General features: G+C 69.4%; 13 protein-coding genes. 7 read left to right on the top strand and 6 right to left on the bottom strand.

Annotated features, from left to right (window positions below; genetic code table 11):
• The first annotated feature begins 515 nt into the window (after positions 1-515).
• The 3 genes from AOK08_RS08390 (at position 516) to AOK08_RS08380 (ending at position 4,612) form a co-directional block, all read left to right on the top strand.
• Positions 516-2,162, top strand: a complete 1,647-nt coding sequence (locus AOK08_RS08390; protein ID WP_055524822.1) for a glycoside hydrolase family 27 protein — start codon at positions 516-518, stop codon at positions 2,160-2,162.
• Between the two features lie 64 nt (positions 2,163-2,226).
• Positions 2,227-3,669 (top strand): glycoside hydrolase family 43 protein, encoded by a 1,443-nt coding sequence (locus AOK08_RS08385; protein WP_055524821.1) that lies wholly within the window; start codon positions 2,227-2,229, stop codon positions 3,667-3,669.
• A 7-nt stretch (positions 3,670-3,676) separates the two neighbouring features.
• The gene (locus AOK08_RS08380) at positions 3,677-4,612 is read left to right on the top strand and encodes a CE1 family esterase (protein WP_055524829.1); all 936 of its coding nucleotides are present in this window, start codon (positions 3,677-3,679) and stop codon (positions 4,610-4,612) included.
• Positions 4,613-4,726: 114 nt separating this feature from the next.
• Here the strand turns inward: AOK08_RS08380 and AOK08_RS08375 are convergent, their stop codons facing one another.
• Positions 4,727-6,472, bottom strand: a complete 1,746-nt coding sequence (locus tag AOK08_RS08375) for a cellulase family glycosylhydrolase (protein WP_055524820.1) — start codon at positions 6,470-6,472, stop codon at positions 4,727-4,729.
• A 312-nt stretch (positions 6,473-6,784) separates the two neighbouring features.
• Between AOK08_RS08375 and AOK08_RS08370 the strand changes: the two genes are divergently transcribed.
• Positions 6,785-8,581 (top strand): alpha-L-fucosidase, encoded by a 1,797-nt coding sequence (locus AOK08_RS08370; RefSeq protein WP_079053903.1) that lies wholly within the window; start codon positions 6,785-6,787, stop codon positions 8,579-8,581.
• A gap of 351 nt (positions 8,582-8,932) precedes the next feature.
• Positions 8,933-10,261, top strand: coding sequence for a poly(ethylene terephthalate) hydrolase family protein (locus AOK08_RS48675; RefSeq protein WP_079053902.1), 1,329 nt, complete (start codon positions 8,933-8,935; stop codon positions 10,259-10,261).
• A 221-nt stretch (positions 10,262-10,482) separates the two neighbouring features.
• On the opposite strand, the gene AOK08_RS08360 is transcribed toward AOK08_RS48675, so the two are convergent.
• Complete coding sequence (locus AOK08_RS08360; protein ID WP_055524818.1) at positions 10,483-11,601, bottom strand: sensor histidine kinase; 1,119 nt, start codon at positions 11,599-11,601, stop codon at positions 10,483-10,485.
• Positions 11,598-12,269 carry a response regulator gene (locus AOK08_RS08355; protein ID WP_055524817.1) on the bottom strand — a complete coding sequence of 224 codons (672 nt, stop codon included), beginning with the start codon at positions 12,267-12,269 and terminating at the stop codon, positions 11,598-11,600. The genes AOK08_RS08360 and AOK08_RS08355 overlap by 4 nt, the downstream gene beginning before the upstream one ends.
• Before the next feature lie 347 nt (positions 12,270-12,616).
• Here AOK08_RS08355 and AOK08_RS08350 point away from each other — a divergent pair, with 347 nt between their 5' ends.
• Together AOK08_RS08350 and AOK08_RS45595 are read left to right on the top strand one after the other, a co-directional pair.
• Positions 12,617-12,955, top strand: a complete 339-nt coding sequence (locus AOK08_RS08350; protein ID WP_055524816.1) for a hypothetical protein — start codon at positions 12,617-12,619, stop codon at positions 12,953-12,955.
• Positions 12,952-13,452 carry a hypothetical protein gene (locus tag AOK08_RS45595; protein ID WP_157876609.1) on the top strand — a complete coding sequence of 167 codons (501 nt, stop codon included), beginning with the start codon at positions 12,952-12,954 and terminating at the stop codon, positions 13,450-13,452. Before AOK08_RS08350 ends, AOK08_RS45595 begins: the two co-directional genes overlap by 4 nt.
• 280 nt (positions 13,453-13,732) lie before the next feature.
• On the opposite strand, the gene AOK08_RS08340 is transcribed toward AOK08_RS45595, so the two are convergent.
• The 3 genes from AOK08_RS08340 to AOK08_RS08330 all read right to left on the bottom strand — a co-directional run bounded on the left by AOK08_RS08340 (position 13,733) and on the right by AOK08_RS08330 (position 16,046).
• Positions 13,733-14,434 carry a response regulator gene (locus AOK08_RS08340; RefSeq protein ID WP_055524827.1) on the bottom strand — a complete coding sequence of 234 codons (702 nt, stop codon included), beginning with the start codon at positions 14,432-14,434 and terminating at the stop codon, positions 13,733-13,735.
• A 346-nt stretch (positions 14,435-14,780) separates the two neighbouring features.
• Positions 14,781-15,500, bottom strand: a complete 720-nt coding sequence (locus AOK08_RS08335; RefSeq protein WP_055524814.1) for a CBS domain-containing protein — start codon at positions 15,498-15,500, stop codon at positions 14,781-14,783.
• A gap of 81 nt (positions 15,501-15,581) precedes the next feature.
• The gene (locus tag AOK08_RS08330) at positions 15,582-16,046 is read right to left on the bottom strand and encodes a Crp/Fnr family transcriptional regulator (RefSeq protein WP_055524813.1); all 465 of its coding nucleotides are present in this window, start codon (positions 16,044-16,046) and stop codon (positions 15,582-15,584) included.
• Positions 16,047-16,129: the final 83 nt, after the last annotated feature.

Here is a 16,129-nt window from a genome sequence, read left to right as displayed (position 1 = left end):
GTGGGGGTCTCCGTGGACCTCTTCGGGACGGGGTCGGCTCGAACAGGGGAGAGGGACGGGGACGGCTGACATCGATGTCCACGGCTCGGATGTGATGTGCGCATGACATTCGCGGCCAGGAGTGAGCGGCTGTTCCGTATACGAGATGTCGGGCGCTGATCGGGTTGTCGAGCTTTTTTGGATGATGAGGTGGCCGGTGAACCGCGTCAATACCTCTCGCATGAATCGCCTGTGGAGTCGAAACTTTCGGAGATTTTCGATCCCGTATCACCGCAGGCCAGTTGCCCGGACGGTGCGGATGCGCCAGCTCCCGTGCGCCTGTATGGCCGGATCCGTGGAGGCGGTGCCGCGCCGGGTGTTGACATGTCCGAGGGCCTCCCTAGTATCCGAGAGGCCAGTAGTTTCCGAATGATGCACGAAATTTCGAACCCACCTCTCTTCTCCTCAGTGTCATGGACGTGACATCGATCTTTCGTGTCGTCCGCCCATGACGTCCTTCCGTGAAGGAGCTCTTGGTGCCCAGACGATCAGGCGGACGACTTCTCCGCCTCCTCGCGACCATCGCACTGACGGTCACCGCGTCCGTGACGGCCTCCGCCCACTCCACCGCCTCGGCCGCGCCCGGCAGCCCGGCGCTCACTCCGCCGCTCGGCTGGAACAGCTGGAACAGCTTCGGCTGCGGGATCACCGAGGCACAGGTCCGCCAGGCCGCCGACGCGATGGTGTCCTCGGGCATGCGGGACGCCGGCTACCGGTATGTCGTGGTCGACGACTGCTGGTTCGACCCGCAGCGCGACGGGGCGGGCAACCTGCGGTCCAACCCGACCAAGTTCCCCAGCGGGATGAAGGCGCTCGGGGACTACATCCACGGCAAGGGACTGAAGTTCGGCATCTACCAGGTGCCGAGTGAACGCACCTGCGCCCAGACCAGCGGCGGCTATCCCGGGTCCACGGGCAGCAAGGGGCACGAGGCCCAGGACGCGGCCTCGTTCGCCTCATGGGGCGTCGACTACCTCAAGTACGACTGGTGTTCCTCCAGCGGTACCCGTGACGAGCAGGTCGCGCGGTTCACGATCATGCGCGACGCGCTGCGCGCCACCGGGCGGCCGATCGTCTACAGCATCAACCCCAACAGCTTCCACGCCATCACCGGCTCCACGTACAACTGGGGCGAGGTCGCCGACCTGTGGCGGACGACCGAGGACCTGCTCGACATCTGGCAGAACAACAACACCAACAGCTATCCGATGGGCGTCGGCAACGTCCTGGACGTCACCGCCCCGCTGGCGGCGCAGTCCGGCCCGGGCCACTGGAACGACCCCGACATGCTGGTCGTCGGCCGCCCCGGTCTGACGACGACCGAGTCCCGCTCCCACTTCGCCCTGTGGTCGCTGATGGCCGCCCCGCTGATGGCCGGCAACGACATCCGCACCATGTCCGCCGATGTGAGCGCGATCCTGCGCAACCCCCGTCTGCTGGCGGTGAACCAGGATTCACTGGGCGCGGGCGGGCGCCGGGTGCGCGACGACGGCAGCACCGAGGTGTTCGCCAAGCCCCTCTCCGACGGGTCGGTCGCGGTGGGCCTGTTCAACCGGGGCGGCTCCACCGCCACGGTCACCACGACCGCGGCACAAGTCGGCCTGTCCGGTGGCTCGTTCACCCTCACCGACCTGTGGACCGGCGGCACGTCGAACACGTCCGGACAGATCTCCGCGAGCGTCCCGGCGCACGGAGTGGCCGTATACCGGGTGACCGGCGGCAGCCCGCTGACCGCCACCACCTCGCGGCTGCGCGGCACCGGTTCCGGCCGCTGCCTGGACGTGGACAACGCGTCCACCGCCGCCGGGGCCACCGCCCTGCTCTGGGACTGCCACACGGCCGCCAACCAGCAGTGGACCACCTGGGCCGGCGGTGAGATCCGCGTGTTCGGCGACAAGTGCCTGGACGCCAACAACCAGGGCACCACCAACGGCACCCGGGTCATCACCTGGTCCTGCAACGGCCAGGACAACCAGAAGTGGACCGTCGGCTCCGACGGATCGATCCGCAACGTCCACGCCGGTCTGTGCCTGGACACCGACCGGGCCGGCACCGCCAACGGCACCCCGCTGGTCCTGTGGACCTGCGACGGCCGGGCCGGGCAGAAGTGGAGCCGGTCATGAGGGAGCCGGGTTCCTCTCCGGCCGGTGACGGTCACCCGCCGGTCAGCACCCCACGGAGGCGATGATGATCCCGGTCCGGACCTCACCCACCACCGGTACGCGGCTCGCCCGGGCGGTCGCCTGGACCGTGGCCCTCGTGCTCGCGTTCGCCGTCCTCCCCGCCGCCGTGCAGCCCACGGCGGCCAGGGCCGACAACCCGATCTTCCAGAACGTCTACACCGCCGACCCGGCCCCGCTGGTGCACAACGGCCGCGTCTACCTCTACACCGGACACGACGAGGACGGCTCCACCTACTACACCATGAAGGACTGGCGGGTGTGGTCCTCCACCGACATGGTCAACTGGACCGACCACGGCTCGCCGCTCAGCCTGGCCACCTTCAGCTGGGCCTCCGCCGACGCCTGGGCCGGCCAGACCGTCGAACGGGGCGGCAGGTTCTACTGGTACGTACCGGTGAAGAACCGGGCGACCGGCCGGATGGCCATCGGCGTGGCGGTGTCGGACAGCCCGACCGGACCGTTCCGGGACGCCATCGGCCACCCGCTGGTGGAGACCGGCGAGATCGACCCGACCGTCTTCATCGACGACGACGGCCAGGCCTACCTGTACTGGGGCAACCCGAACCTCTGGTACGTGAAGCTGAACGCCGACATGACGTCCTACTCGGGCAGCCCCACCCGGATCCCCCTCACCACCGCGGGATTCGGCACCCGTACCGGAGACGCCAACCGTCCCACGCTCTTCGAGGAAGCGCCCTGGGTCTACAAACGGGGCGGCCTGTACTACCTGGTGTTCGCGGCCAAGTGCTGCTCGGAGTTCATCGCCTACTCCACAGCACCAGGTCCGACCGGCCCGTGGACCTACCGGGGAACGATCATGCCCACACAGGGCAGCAGCTTCACCAACCACCCGGGGATCGTGGACTACAAGGGCAGTTCGTACTTCTTCTACCACAACGGCGCACTCCCGGGCGGCGGCGGCTTCACCCGCTCCGTCGCCGTGGAGAAGTTCTCCTACAACGCCGACGGCACCATCCCCACGATCAACATGACGAGCACCGGCGCCCCGCAGGCCGGCCCGCTGGATCCGTACGTCCGCCAGGAGGCCGAGACGATCGCCTGGGGCTCCGGGATCGAGACCGAACCGTCCAGCGAGGGCGGAATGAACGTCGGCTGGATCGACAACGGGGACTCCATCAAGGTCAAGGGCGTGGCCTTCGGGACCGGCGCCGCCTCCTTCGCCGCACGGGTCGCCTCGGCCAACGCCGGCGGCACGATCGAAGTACGGGTGGGCGGTGCGAACGGGCCGGTCGTGGGCCGGTGCGCCGTGCCCAACACCGGTGGCTGGCAGACCTGGACGACGGTGACCTGCCCGGTCGGCGGCGCCACCGGCACCCAGGACCTCTACCTCCGGTTCACGGGCGGCAGCGGCTACCTGTTCAACATGAACTGGTGGCGGTTCACCCCTGTCGGCGCCGTGACCGCAGGACACAACGGAGAAAGGTGAGTTGACGATGACACGGACCAGGTTCCGTTTATGCGGCGCCGTGCTGGCGGCGCTGTGCGTTCTGACCACGGGAGGAACGGCACTGGCAGGCGACCACGGCGACAACGCACGGCTCGCGGCGTCCGGCACGGCCGCCGCGCCCGCCGCCCCGACCGCCGGGTGCGGCAAGGCACCCACGCTGACGAGCGGAACGTACACGATCCAGAGCGGCGGCAAGAGCCGGAGCTTCATCCTGCGGGTCCCGGACGGGTACGACCGGAACCGCCAGTACCGGCTGGTCTTCGGGCTCCACTGGCTGGGCGGCACCTCCACCGACGTCGCCACCGGCCGCACCGTGGAGACGGGCACGTGGGCCTACTACGGGCTTCAGCGGCTGTCGAACAACAGCACTATCTTCGTCGCGCCCCAGGGCCTCAACAACGGCTGGGCCAACGCGGGCGGCGAGGACGTCAACCTCGTCGACGACATCATCAGGCGCGTCGAGACGGACCTGTGCGTCGACACGACGAAACGTTTCGCCGTGGGATTCAGCTACGGCGCCGCAATGTCGTACGCGCTCGCCTGCTCGCGAGCGACGGTCTTCCGGGCGGTCGCGGTCCAGAGCGGCGGACAGCTCAGCGGATGCAGCGGCGGCAACCAGCCCATCGCCTACTTCGGAATACACGGTCTGAGGGACAACGTCCTCAGCATCTCCGGCGGACGGGCGATGCGGGACAAGTTCGTCAGGAACAACGGCTGCACCGCCCAGAACCCGCCCGAACCGGCCCAGGGCAGCCTGATGCACCGGGTCACCACCTACTCGGGCTGCTCGGCCGGACACCCGGTCGCCTGGGCCGCGTTCGACGAAGGGCACATCGCCGCTCCGCAGGACCGGGCCCCGGGTGACAGCGGATCCCGGACCTGGCTGCCGGCCGAGGTGTGGAAGTTCTTCACTCAGTTCTAGAGCAGACCTCCACCGTTCCCAGGGGCTGTGTGACCCATGGTTCGCCGGCGCCCGGTCCGGTGCTCTCCGCCTCCGGCGGGGCACCGGGCCGGGCGCCGACTGCCTGGGCCGGGGTCAGGAGGTCGCGCCGGTGACCCAGCCTCCCGACTTGGTCACGTCGTACTTCACGGTGGTTCCGCTCCAGAAATGGAAGGTGAGCCTGACGCGCGCGTTGTCCTTGAGGGTGTCGAGGAACGCGGGGGTCAGGCTGATGCTCTTCCTGGCGTAGTCCGGTGCGAAGGCGGTGTTGAACTGCAGGTACGGGGTCCAGTTGTTCGGGCCGGCGTTGCCGCCGTCGGCGTACTTGGCCTCCACCGTGGCCAGCGAGTCGCCCCGGAACTGGGTGGGGATACGGAACGACGTGGTCGGACCGGTCGTGTTCGACTGCGCCGGGGTGGCGTAGGAGACCACCTGGATACGCCAGGGGAGTCCTCGGGAGAACCCGGCCTGGAGCGTCGCCCTGACGCCGGGGGAGCGGTCGCCGAGGAGCCGGGTGAGGGTGGCCGCCTTCAGGGTGAGCCGGTTGCCGGAGAGGGTGTAGTCCCGGCCGTTGGCCAGCTTCGTGGTGCCCTGCTTGAGCGCCGTGAAGGCGGTGCCGTTGAGGTTCAGGGTGAGTGAACGGTCCTTGACGGGGCCGGACTTCGGCACGAAGACACGGTCGGAGGAGGCGGTCCCCGAGCGGGTCGTCCAACTCGACTTGATCTGGCGGTACAGGTCGGTGTCCTTCCAGCGCAGCCCGGCACGGTCGAAGAAGGCGCCGTTGTCCCACAGGACGGTGGTGACCTTGCTGGTGCGGGCGGTGTGGCCGAACGCCTCGAAGTACTTCTGCATCTCGCCGCGTTCCACGGCTCCGGGGCCGTGGTCGGGGCCGAGCAGACCGTACTCGCCGATGACGACGGGGATGTTCTTGGCGACGAACGTGTCGTGGATCCGCTTGAAGGTCCGGCCCAGGTCGTTCCGCACCGAGGCGTCGAAGCGGGTCGCACCGGCGACGTTCACACTGAACGGCCAGTAGCCGTAGTAGTGCACGGTGGCGATCAGCCGCGGGTCGTGCAGCGACCTGATCGTGGTGGCCAGGTTGTTCATCAGCCGCTGGTCCGGTGTGCAGACCTCGGTGGGCAGCATCAGCAGCCGCTTGCCGTTGTTGCCGCCCGACCCGCGCACGATGTCGTGGAACGACTTGTTCAGTTCGTTGAGGAGCGCGGCCTTCCGGGCGTCGTCGGCGTTGTCGAACTTGGGCTCGTTGATGCTCTCGAAGACCAGTTTGGCGGACTCGTTCCGGAACGCGTCGGCGATCTGGTGCCAGGTGGAGTCGAAGCGGGCGCGCACCTTGTCGTGGTCGGTGGAGAGCGCGGCGGCCCACTGCCATGAGTCGTGGTGGACATCGATGATCACGTAGAAGCCGCCGGCCAGCGCCTGATCGACCACCTGCTTGACCCGCTTCATGTACGCCGGGTCGATGGTGTGGTTCGGGGCCCCTCCCTGGTGGCCGTACCAGGTCACGGGGATGCGGATGCTGTTGAAGCCCTGGGCGCGGACCTTGTCCAGCAGGACCTTCGTGGTACGGGGCTGGCCCCATGAGGTCTCGTCCGGGACTGCGTCCAGGCTGTTGCCCAGGTTCCAGCCCGGCTGCATCGCGGCCACGGCGGACATCGCGTTGTCGGGAACAGGTGCCGCGGCGGCCTTGGGCTGGGCGTCGTCACCGAACGTCCCGAAGACCGCGCCGTAGGCGAGAACGCCCGCCGCCGCCACCGCCAGGGGGGTACCCACGGCCAGCCGAAAACTGCGTCGGCGGTGCTGCGGGGCCTGCTGCTTCTTCATCGCGCATCCGTTCTGGAAGATCGAGCCGGTTTCTCCCCCCGGTTGCCGCCGACGGGCAGGAGGTTGCCGACCTTCACAGGAGCTGCACATCATCGAACGAGCCGCGATAGGTCCCATGTCTTATCGGGTGTTGCATTCAACTGCGGTGCGGTGAGCGGGGATTTTCTGTTTCCTGTGCACTTCCTCTAGACATGGTGCGGGTGCGTGACTGTTAATACATCCGATGTCCGTGCAGCGTTGCTCTGACTCGGTGCGGACACGAGCCGCTGTACCCCCCTGCCCGTGTGTCCCGCACCCTCCAGGAGCCGCACCGTGTCCTCCGCCCCCCTCAGCAGACGCTCCCTCATCAAGGCCGCCACCCTCGCCGGCGGTATCGCGGCCTTCGGCCTGCCGCAGATCGTGTGGCCCGCCACGGCGGAGGCCTACACCCCCTCGTCGAAGATGGACTGGTGGTACCAGGCCCGGTTCGGGATGTTCATCCACTTCGGGTCCTACTCCTACCTCGGACATGGCGAGTGGGCGTTCAACTCCGAGAAGTGGAACAAGGTCAACTACCAGGCCCAGGTGACCACTCCGTTCAACCCGGCCTCGTTCAACGCCGACACCATCGCCCAACTGGCCCAGAACGCCGGCATGAAGTACCTCGTGATCACCGCCAAGCACCACGAGGGCTACGCGATGTGGGACTCCAACGTCCCGGGATTCACCGACACCACCGGCACCAAGCTCTACAACCTGCACGACTACAACGGTTTCCAGCCCGACCTGCTGGCTCAGCTGAAGTCCGCGTGCGAGAGCAGGGGCATCAAGTTCGGGCTCTACTACTCGATCCTGGACTGGAACCACCCTTCGCAGACCGTCAACAACAGCAGCTTCTACTCCGACATGTCGTCGATGGCCGCCCGCACCGCCTACATCAACGACATGAAGGGCCAGTTGCAGGAACTGCTGGACCGCTACGACCCGGCCGTCCTGTGGTTCGACGGCGACTGGTGCCCCGACTCCACCACTCCCACGCTCGGCGCCTGGTGGACCAAGGCCGACGGTCAGGACCTGTACGCCTGGCTGATGGCGCGCAAGCCCAACCTCGTCGTCAACGAACGCGTCAAGCGGGACCTGGGCCTCGGCGACTTCGCCTGCCCGGAGCAGACCGTGCCCGCCGCGCCGCTGGACCGGCTGTGGGAGACCTGCGCCACCCTGAACGGCCAGTGGGGTTACACGGACTGGGCCGAGAACAGCTACCGGCCGGTGAAGGAGGTCATCCAGGAGATGGTCACGGTCGTCTCCCGGGACGGCAACTACCTGCTCAACATCGGCCCGAAGGGCGACGGCACCGTGACAGCCGGGACCACGGCGTCACTCACAGGGATCGCCTCCTGGATGGCCACCCACAGCGACAGCATCCACGGCACCAGCGGCAGCCCCTTTGCCACCGAGCCGTCCTGGGGCAGGATCACCAAGAAGAACGGCAAGCTCTTCGCCCACGTCTTCACCTGGCCCTCGGGCGGCACCCTGCAGGTCCCGGCGGTCTCCAACACCATCAGCCGTGTCTACCTGCTGAACAACCCCTCGGCCTCGCTCTCGTACACGGTCAGCGGCGGCCAGATCAACGTCAGCGTTCCGGCGACCGCGCCCAACGCCACCGACTCCGTGGTCTGCGTGGAGGTCAGCGGCATGCCGGCCGTCCTCGCGAACGGCGTCTACCGGCTGGTCAGCGCCCGCAGCAACAAGGCCCTGGACAACGGCAACATCACCACCGACGGCAGCCAGATCATCCAGTGGACGCAGAACGGCGGCTCCCCGCAGCAGTGGACGGTCACCGCTCTGGACCACGGCTACTACAAGGTGGTCTCCGTCCGCAGCGGCAAGGCCCTCGACGACAACGGCGGCACCGGCGACGGCTCGGCGATCGTGCAGCGGACCGACAACGGCAGCACCCAGCAGCAGTGGGCCGTCACCGCGCTCGGCGGCGGCGCGTACCGGCTCACCAACAGGCACAGCGGCAAGGTGCTGGACAACTCCAACCTCGACGCGGATGGGAGCACCATCATCCAGTGGTCCGCCAACGGCGGCTCCCCGCAGCAGTGGAACATGACCAAGATCGGCTGAACGCGCCGGGGGCGGTGAACACACCGGGGACGGGCCGCACTTGGCGCGTCCTCGTCGCCGTCCCCGTCGCCGTGCCCATGCCCCATGTCGTTCGAGTGCCGGGGACATGCGCCGATGCGGCCCGGGCGATGTCGTATGCCTCGCACATGCCGCGTGTCATCGACCGGCTGTTTCGCGGAGTCCGGTCAGCCGAGGTACGCGGTGTGCCTTCCCCCTTTCGCTTCCCTCCGCTATGTCCTTCCTTTGCCGCACTCTGAGAGAACACCTTCCGGCGGATCCGGCGGGTCTCACAGTGCAGGCGCACCCAGCTGTCCGGTTACCGCGCGCCCACCGCAATCCGGAGGTAAAGCAATGCGTCCATCCAGGAGTTGCACTCACCCGACCGCGCAGTTACAGCCCCGGCCCCGGCCCCGGGCCACGACGGTGCTGATCGCCCTGGCGGCCACCATCGCGCTGACGCTCGCCCTGCTGACGGCCGCCGCCGCGGACCTGCTGTCCCAGGACAAACCGGTCACCACCTCGTCCACCGAGAGCACGTCCACTCCCGCGACCGCGGCCGTGGACGGCGACACCGGGACGCGCTGGTCGAGCGCGTTCAGCGACCCGCAGTGGCTGAGCGTCGATCTGGGCGCCACCGCCACCATCAGCCGAGTCGTACTGCGCTGGGAGACCGCGTACGCCCGCGCGTTCCGGATCCAGACCTCCGACGACGGCACCGACTGGACCACCGTCCACTCGACCACGACCGGCACCGGCGGCGTACAGACCATCGACGTGAACGGCAGCGGCCGGTACGTCCGCCTCCAGGCGACCCAGCGTGCCACCGCCTACGGCTACTCGCTGTGGGAGTTCCAGGTGTACGGCGGCTCCGGTGCGGGCGTCCCTCCGGGCGACGCCGCCATCCCGGACCCGACGGCCACCTCCCTGGAGGCCGCCAACGGGCCGCTGACCACCGCCACCTACACCGTTCCCAGCCCGAGCGGATACGGCTCGGGCACGGTCACCTACCCCACGAACAGCGGCTCGTACCCGGGTGTCGTACTGATGCCCGGCTATCAGGGCACCCAGCAGAACCTGCGGTGGCTCGCACCCCGCCTCGCCTCCTGGGGCTTCGTCGTCATCAACGTCGGCACCAACACACTTCTCGACGATCCCGCGTCGCGCGGGCGCCAGATCAGCGCCGCCGGCACCCAGCTCCTCGCGCTCGGCAACACCACCGGCAACCCGATATCCGGGAAGGTCAACGGCACGCTCGGCGCGGTCGGTCACTCGATGGGCGGCGGAGGTGTCATGGCGGCCCTCCGGGACGACCCGCGCTTCCTGGCGGGCGTGCCCACGGCCCCGTACTACCCGAACATGAACTTCTCCGCGGTCACCGACCCCACGTTCTTCCTGACCTGCAAGAGCGACCCCGTCGCCCCCGGCAACACCTTCGCGCTGCCCTGGTACAACTCCATGGCACAGGCCGAGAAGCTCTACATCGAGGTTCCGGGCGACCATCTGTGCCCGATGACGGGCTCCGGCAACAAGGCCAAGCAGGGCAAGTGGATCGTGTCGTTCCTCAGCCTCTGGCTGCGCGCCGACACCCGCTTCGGCCCGTTCCTGTGCGGTCCCGTACGTGACACCGACAAGAACAACACGTCCCTGGTCACGCGGTGGATGGACACCTGCCAGTTCTGACCCGCCCGGTTCGGCCCTGTCCAGTTCTGGCGGGGCTCGCTCGGAGCGCGGTGCGGTGCGGTGCGGTGCGCGGTCGGCGCGGCCCGCCGACGCGGCGCTCCGAGCGCTCCGAGTACTCCGGGCGCTCTGAGTACTCCGAGTACTCCGAGCAGGCCTCCAACCGACCTCCAACCGACCTCCAACCGACTCCAACAGGCCTCCGCAGGGGACGATTCACCCCCTCAGTCCGCGCTGAGGGGAATCCGCACCCGCACCCGGTAGCCGCCCTCCGGGGTCGGCCCCGCCTCCAGGGTGCCGCGCAGGATGTCGGCCCGTTCCCGCAGGCCGATCAGACCGTGCTGCGAACCGGGAAGTGACAGGGAAGGACGGGTGGGCGGGGTGTTGGCGACGGTCACCCCGATGTGGTCGCCGTCCTGCCACAGTTCGACGCGGGCCCTGGCACCGGGGGCGTGCTTGCGGACATTGGTCAGCGCCTCCTGGACCGTGCGGTAGAGGGCGCGTTGGGTCGGGGTTCCCACGGTGGGCGGGAGTTCCCCGGTCAACTGTGCGTGCGTGCCACTGGATTCCACGAGTCTGCGCAGGTCGGCCAGGGTGGGCTGAGGAGTCAGCTCGGTGGCCCGGCCGCCGGAGGCACGCAACAGCGTGACCATGGTGCGCAGTTCGTCGAGTGTGGTGACACTGAGCGAACGGATGGTGCGAGCGGCCTCTCTGGCATTCGGGTCCTTGGCGGCGACCTGCATGGCTCCGGCCTGTACGGCGATCAGGCTGACCTGGTGGGAGACCACGTCGTGCATCTCGCGGGCCAGTTGGGTGCGTTCGCGGGCGAGCACGGCCTGCGCGTGCAGGGCCCGCTCGTGCTCCCTGGCCTCCTCGATCTCCGCCAGCCGCCGTGCCAGGTCCCGGTGAGCCTGGAGGAGTTGCCCGAACAGGACCGGGGCGGCAGCCGTAGCGAGGCTGTACACCAGGACGATCAGCGTCATGGCCTGGGCGAAGTCCGCGAAGCTCGTCATGGGCCACGGAACGCTGTTCACGAGGGCGGTCAGTGCCACGCACCCCGCCAGGAGGGGGCGGGACCGGGAGCGTTCGGCCAGGGTGAACAGCGCCACGAGCGGAGCCAGGGCGACCTCCTGCGTCAGGGAGGTCGGCAGGGTGAACAGAAAGACAGCGAGCGGGAACCTGCGCCGGAAGGCCAGCGCGGCACAGCCGAGCGCGGGCAGCGCGACGCCGAGAGGCGAGTCGTCCCTCGTGTTCAGCCATACGTCCACGGCTGCCACCGCCACCACCAGGGCGTCGACGACCGGCGCGGGCACCCGCTCCCACCAGACACGCGCGCGATTCATCGGCCGGTCTCGGACCGCGGGCGTTCGTCGAGCAGTCCGGCCCGCTGCGCCAGCAGCGCCGCCTGCACCCGGCTGGTCACGCGCAGCTTCGTGAGGATCGCGCTGACGTGGTCCTTCACGGTGCCGGCCCCCAGGTGGATACGCGTGCCGATGTCGGCGTTCGACAGGCCCTCCGCCACCAGGACGAGGACATCGCGCTCCCGGGCGGTGAGCAGATGGACGCGACCGGCCTCCTCGTCGACGGCCGTACCGGTGCCGGGGTGGCTGTGCAGCAGGGTCCGCGACGCCTTCGGGGACAGTACGACGCCGCCCGCGGCCAACGTGCGCACCAGGTGGGCGAGTTGCTCGGGCTCGGTGTCCTTGAGGAGGAAACCGGCCGCGCCGGAGTGCAGCGCGGTCAGGATGTACTCGTCGGCGTCGAACGTGGTCAGCATCGCCACCACCGGCGGATCCGGCATCGTACGCAGCTCACGCAGCACGGTGAGCCCGTCGACGTCCGGCATCCGGATGTCCAGCAGCACCACACCGGGCCGCTCCCGGCGCACGGTCTCCACGGCTTCGCCGCCGCTCGCGGTCGCGACGACCTCGATGTCGTCGGACGCGCCCAGGATCAGCCCGAACCCCGACCGGACCAGGGCCTCGTCATCGACCACAACCACCCGGATCACGTGCGCTCCGCCTCACCTTGTCCGTACGGCCCACTGCCCACTTGCCAGGCGCCTACCGCCTTGACCGTCGCCTCGACCTTAAAGCCCCGGCGAGCCCATGTGGCCAGGTGCGTCGCAGCTCCAGCCACCCGGCGGGGTATCTCCCTCCGGTCGGCAGGGGCGGCTGATCGGCCTGGACCTGGCCCGTGGCCTCGCCGTCTTCGGCATGTTCGCGGCCCATGTCGGACCCGGCCCGCACGAGGGCGGAGCGACCGGCTTCCCGCGGTCGAAGACCGGCTCGGCGCGCGACGTGCACGCTGCCACGGCTGACCGTCGAGGGTTTCGGCCTGGACGGTGACGATCTGCGGGTGTCGGCGACCTTGGACATGGACCTGGCCGAGCCGCTCACAGCCGCCGTACGGATCTGCGGCCCGAGCGGTGACGTCCTGCGGGCGAGCGTGCCGGTGTCCACGTCGGGTGGCGCCGGGAAACCGCTCGTTCTCGACGTCCGGCTGCCCGAGGAGTCGAACGAGACGGGCATGTCGTGGCGGGAGCTTGTGCACGCCATGGGCCACGAGCCCGAGTGGTACCTGCCGGTGTCGGTGCAGGACCCGGCGATCGGTGCCGCACGCGCGGTGCACGGCATTGTCACGGGCGTCTGCACGCATGAGAGCGGGGTGAACACGGCATGCGGATCATGGCCGTGAACCGTGGAAAGAGTCCCGCCACCCTCGTCGCCGGGGTGGCGGCAGTGGCGGCGGTCGTCCTGGCGGTCACTGGTTGGCTCCTGTTCGCGAACGGCACGCCCGCGCCGTCCCCGCCCGCTCCCGTCTCGCATGTCGACACCGCCACCCGGGCCTGCCTCCTGACGTCCAAGGAATCCGATCCGGGCATCGCGGGTACCTGGGCGGCGCTGCGGCGGATCGGTGGCGGGAGCAGCGGGTCGGATGTCGTCGTACAGCGCTACGGCCTGCCCGAGAAGGCCGACGGTGCCGCATATGTCAACACGCTGGTGCAGCTGCGCTGCTCGACCATCGTCACCACCGGGGACGCGGCGCGATCGGCTGTGGCGTCCGTTCTCGCGGCAGGACAGCCGAAGGGTGTCCGCTTCGTGGTGGTCGCCGGACGTCCGGTGGCAGGCGCGGTGCACATGAGCCCGGAGGCGGTGAGTGCCCGGACGCTGACGCGTCTGGTGCGGGGGTGACGGGGCCCGACCGCGGCCTCTTGCCTGTCTCACATCCGTGCCCAGCGCGGACAGGCCGGGAGCGGATCTGTGTGCCGACGGCGCCGGGCCCGACTGAGAGCCGCTGAACCGGGGTCCTCCCGGGGTGGGCCGGCCAAGCCGCCGACCGCAGAAGCGTGACTTGAAGGCCGGCCGGCCGCCCGGCCACGACACGCGGCTCTACAAGGAACGCGACACCTTGAAACGGTGCGTCAACCGGCCGCGGAACCGGCGGGGCATCGCGTTCTGCCCTCGCCGCCCCTCACCTGCCGGGGTGTCTGCCGGTGTCCGGCTGCTCCAGTTGGGAGGCGAGGACTGCGGCCTGGACACGGCGCTGGACGCCGAGCTTGGCCAGCAAGCGGGAGATGTGGTTCTTGACGGTCTTCTCGGAGAGGTAGAGCTTCTTGCCGATCTCACGGTTGGTGAGGCCGTCACCGATCAGGGCCAGGATGTCCCGCTCGCGGGGCGACAGGCTCGCCAGCTCGGGCGACAGGGCCGGTGTCTCCGTGGGATCGGCGCGAAGCGACCGCATCAGGCGGGCCGTGGTCGCGGGGTCCAGCATCGACTGGCCCGAGGCCACCGTGCGTACCGCCGAGACGAGGTCGGAGCCCTTGATCTGCTTGAGGACATAGCCGGAGGCGCCGGCCATGATCGCGTCCAGCAGGGCCTCCTCGTCGTCGAACGAGGTCAGCATCAGGCAGGCCAGCTCCGGCATCCGGCTGCGCAGTTCCCGGCAGACCGTGATGCCGTCGCCGTCCGGGAGCCGTACGTCGAGCACGGCGACGTCCGGACGCAATGCCGGGGTACGGGCGAGGGCGTGCTCGACGGAGTCCGCGTCACCGACCACGGAGATGTCCGGCTCGGCGTCGAGGAGGTCGGTGATGCCGCGTCGTACCACCTCGTGGTCGTCGAGCAGGAAAACACGGATCGGGTTCTGTTCCGTGAAGGTGCGTGTCTCGGTCATGACGGCCCCTCGTACCCAGTGGCGTACGGGCTGCGGGTTGCCCGTGCCGACGATCATCGCTCGACGGGGCCGGATGCACTAGGGCCGACCGGCCCTACTGGGCTGCGGGATGTGCCCCTGTCACCGGTGGGTTCGAAGGCGCCGCCGCCACCGTGATGAGGACGGTACTGGACGACCTCGTCGTCCAGCGCTCACCGGCCGCCGGCCGCTGGACGACGAGGAATGCCCGCACCTGGCCTGGTGCCACGTCACCCCGCCCCCTGGAACGGAGGCAGCCAGTCGGCGCCGACCCGCACCTTTCCGTACGACGTACCGGCTCCCCAGCCGACCGTGGCCCGCCGCCGGCTCACCGGGCGTCCGGCGCCGGATCCCTGACCCCCTTGGTCGTGGGGCCCGTCGGAGCCGACGGGCTCTGCGAACCCTCCCGGCCCTCCAGCTCGAAGTCCACGTCCACCACGCCCTCGACGGCGCGCACCAGGCGGGCCACCACGGGGATCAGGGACGTGTCCCGGACCCGGCCGACCAGCTTCACCACGCCCTCGTGCACCTGGACAACGACCGACGATCCCGGCGGTGGGAAGAGGGAGGACACGACCTCGCGGCGGACCTCCTCGGCGAGGTCCTCGTCGTCGCGCAGGAAGACCTTGAGGAGGTCGGACCGGCTGACGATCCCCTCCAGCATGCCCAGTTCGTTGACCACCGGAAGCCGCTTGACCCTGGCCCGTGCCATGGTCCGCGCGGCTTCGGCGAGCGTGGCATCCGGGCGGGTGGTGAGCGCCGGGGCGGTCATCAGCTCCTCCGCCGTCAAGCCTCCGGCCTTCGCGAGGTCGGACAGACGGCGCAACTGGGTGTACCGGTTGGGGTCGCTGTCGCGGAACTCCTCCTTGGGCAGCAGGTCGGCCTCGGAGACGAGGCCCACGACGCGGCCCTCGCCCTCCAGGACGGGCAGGGCGCTGACCTTCCAGTCCTGCATCATCCGCACGATCTCCTTGAAGGTGGCCCGGCGGCCGACCGCGGTGACCGTGTGGGTCATGACATCGCTGACGATGTGCGGGGTGCCGTGCATCGTGGTTCCCCTCCTTGTGTGCTCGGTCCTCGGTCCTCGGTCCTCGGTCCTCGGCCCTCAGCGCGCGGTGCTTTGCCGGGCTCAGGCGTGGGTGCCGGCGCCGTAGGGTGCGTACAGGTCCAGGAGCCGGCTCCGGGCGGAGCGCAGGCGGTGGGCGAGCACGTCGCCGACCCACTGGGCGACGGAGCTGCCCAGGGCCGGATCCTCCTGGCACATCAGCCGGACGGCCGTGGCGTCGAACTCGTACGCGCGTACCGGGGTGGTCGCCTCGGCGCCCATGTGCCAGACGTGCGGCCCGAACATCCAGGACCAGCCGACGAGTTCGTTGTGATGGAGGGTCTCGATGACGGCCGCGCGGCGGCCGGGCACACGCATGTCGAGCTCGACCGTGCCGGTGCGGATGATCCAGAACCGGTCGGCCTTGCCGCCCTCCTCGAACAGGCGCGTCCCCTGGGGGACGGACACCTCGCGGGCGATGCGCATGAGCCGCTGCCGGTGTTCCGCGGGCAGTGCTCGCAGCATGCTGGGGGTGCGAGTGGTGATCACGGCGGGCCTCCCTGACGGGTGTGGGAACTGCCATGACCAGCGTGTGCCCGATGCCCGGCGGCGGGCCATGGGCCACTCGGTCC

It is taken from the genome of Streptomyces graminilatus, assembly GCF_001418565.1.
Taxonomy (GTDB): Bacteria; Actinomycetota; Actinomycetes; order Streptomycetales; family Streptomycetaceae; genus Streptomyces; species Streptomyces graminilatus.
This window is presented reverse-complemented; position numbering and strand designations above follow the sequence as displayed.

Bases quoted from the DNA above. Each gene is read 5' to 3' on its own strand.
- AOK08_RS08385 (WP_055524821.1), top strand. From the start codon at position 2,227: ATGATCCCGGTCCGGACCTCACCCACCACCGGTACGCGGCTCGCCCGG.
- AOK08_RS08380 (WP_055524829.1), top strand. From the start codon at position 3,677: ATGACACGGACCAGGTTCCGTTTATGCGGCGCCGTGCTGGCGGCGCTG.
- AOK08_RS08375 (WP_055524820.1), bottom strand. From the start codon at position 6,472: ATGAAGAAGCAGCAGGCCCCGCAGCACCGCCGACGCAGTTTTCGGCTG.
- AOK08_RS48675 (WP_079053902.1), top strand. From the start codon at position 8,933: ATGCGTCCATCCAGGAGTTGCACTCACCCGACCGCGCAGTTACAGCCC.
- AOK08_RS08360 (WP_055524818.1), bottom strand. From the start codon at position 11,601: ATGAATCGCGCGCGTGTCTGGTGGGAGCGGGTGCCCGCGCCGGTCGTC.
- AOK08_RS08340 (WP_055524827.1), bottom strand. From the start codon at position 14,434: ATGACCGAGACACGCACCTTCACGGAACAGAACCCGATCCGTGTTTTC.
- AOK08_RS08335 (WP_055524814.1), bottom strand. From the start codon at position 15,500: ATGCACGGCACCCCGCACATCGTCAGCGATGTCATGACCCACACGGTC.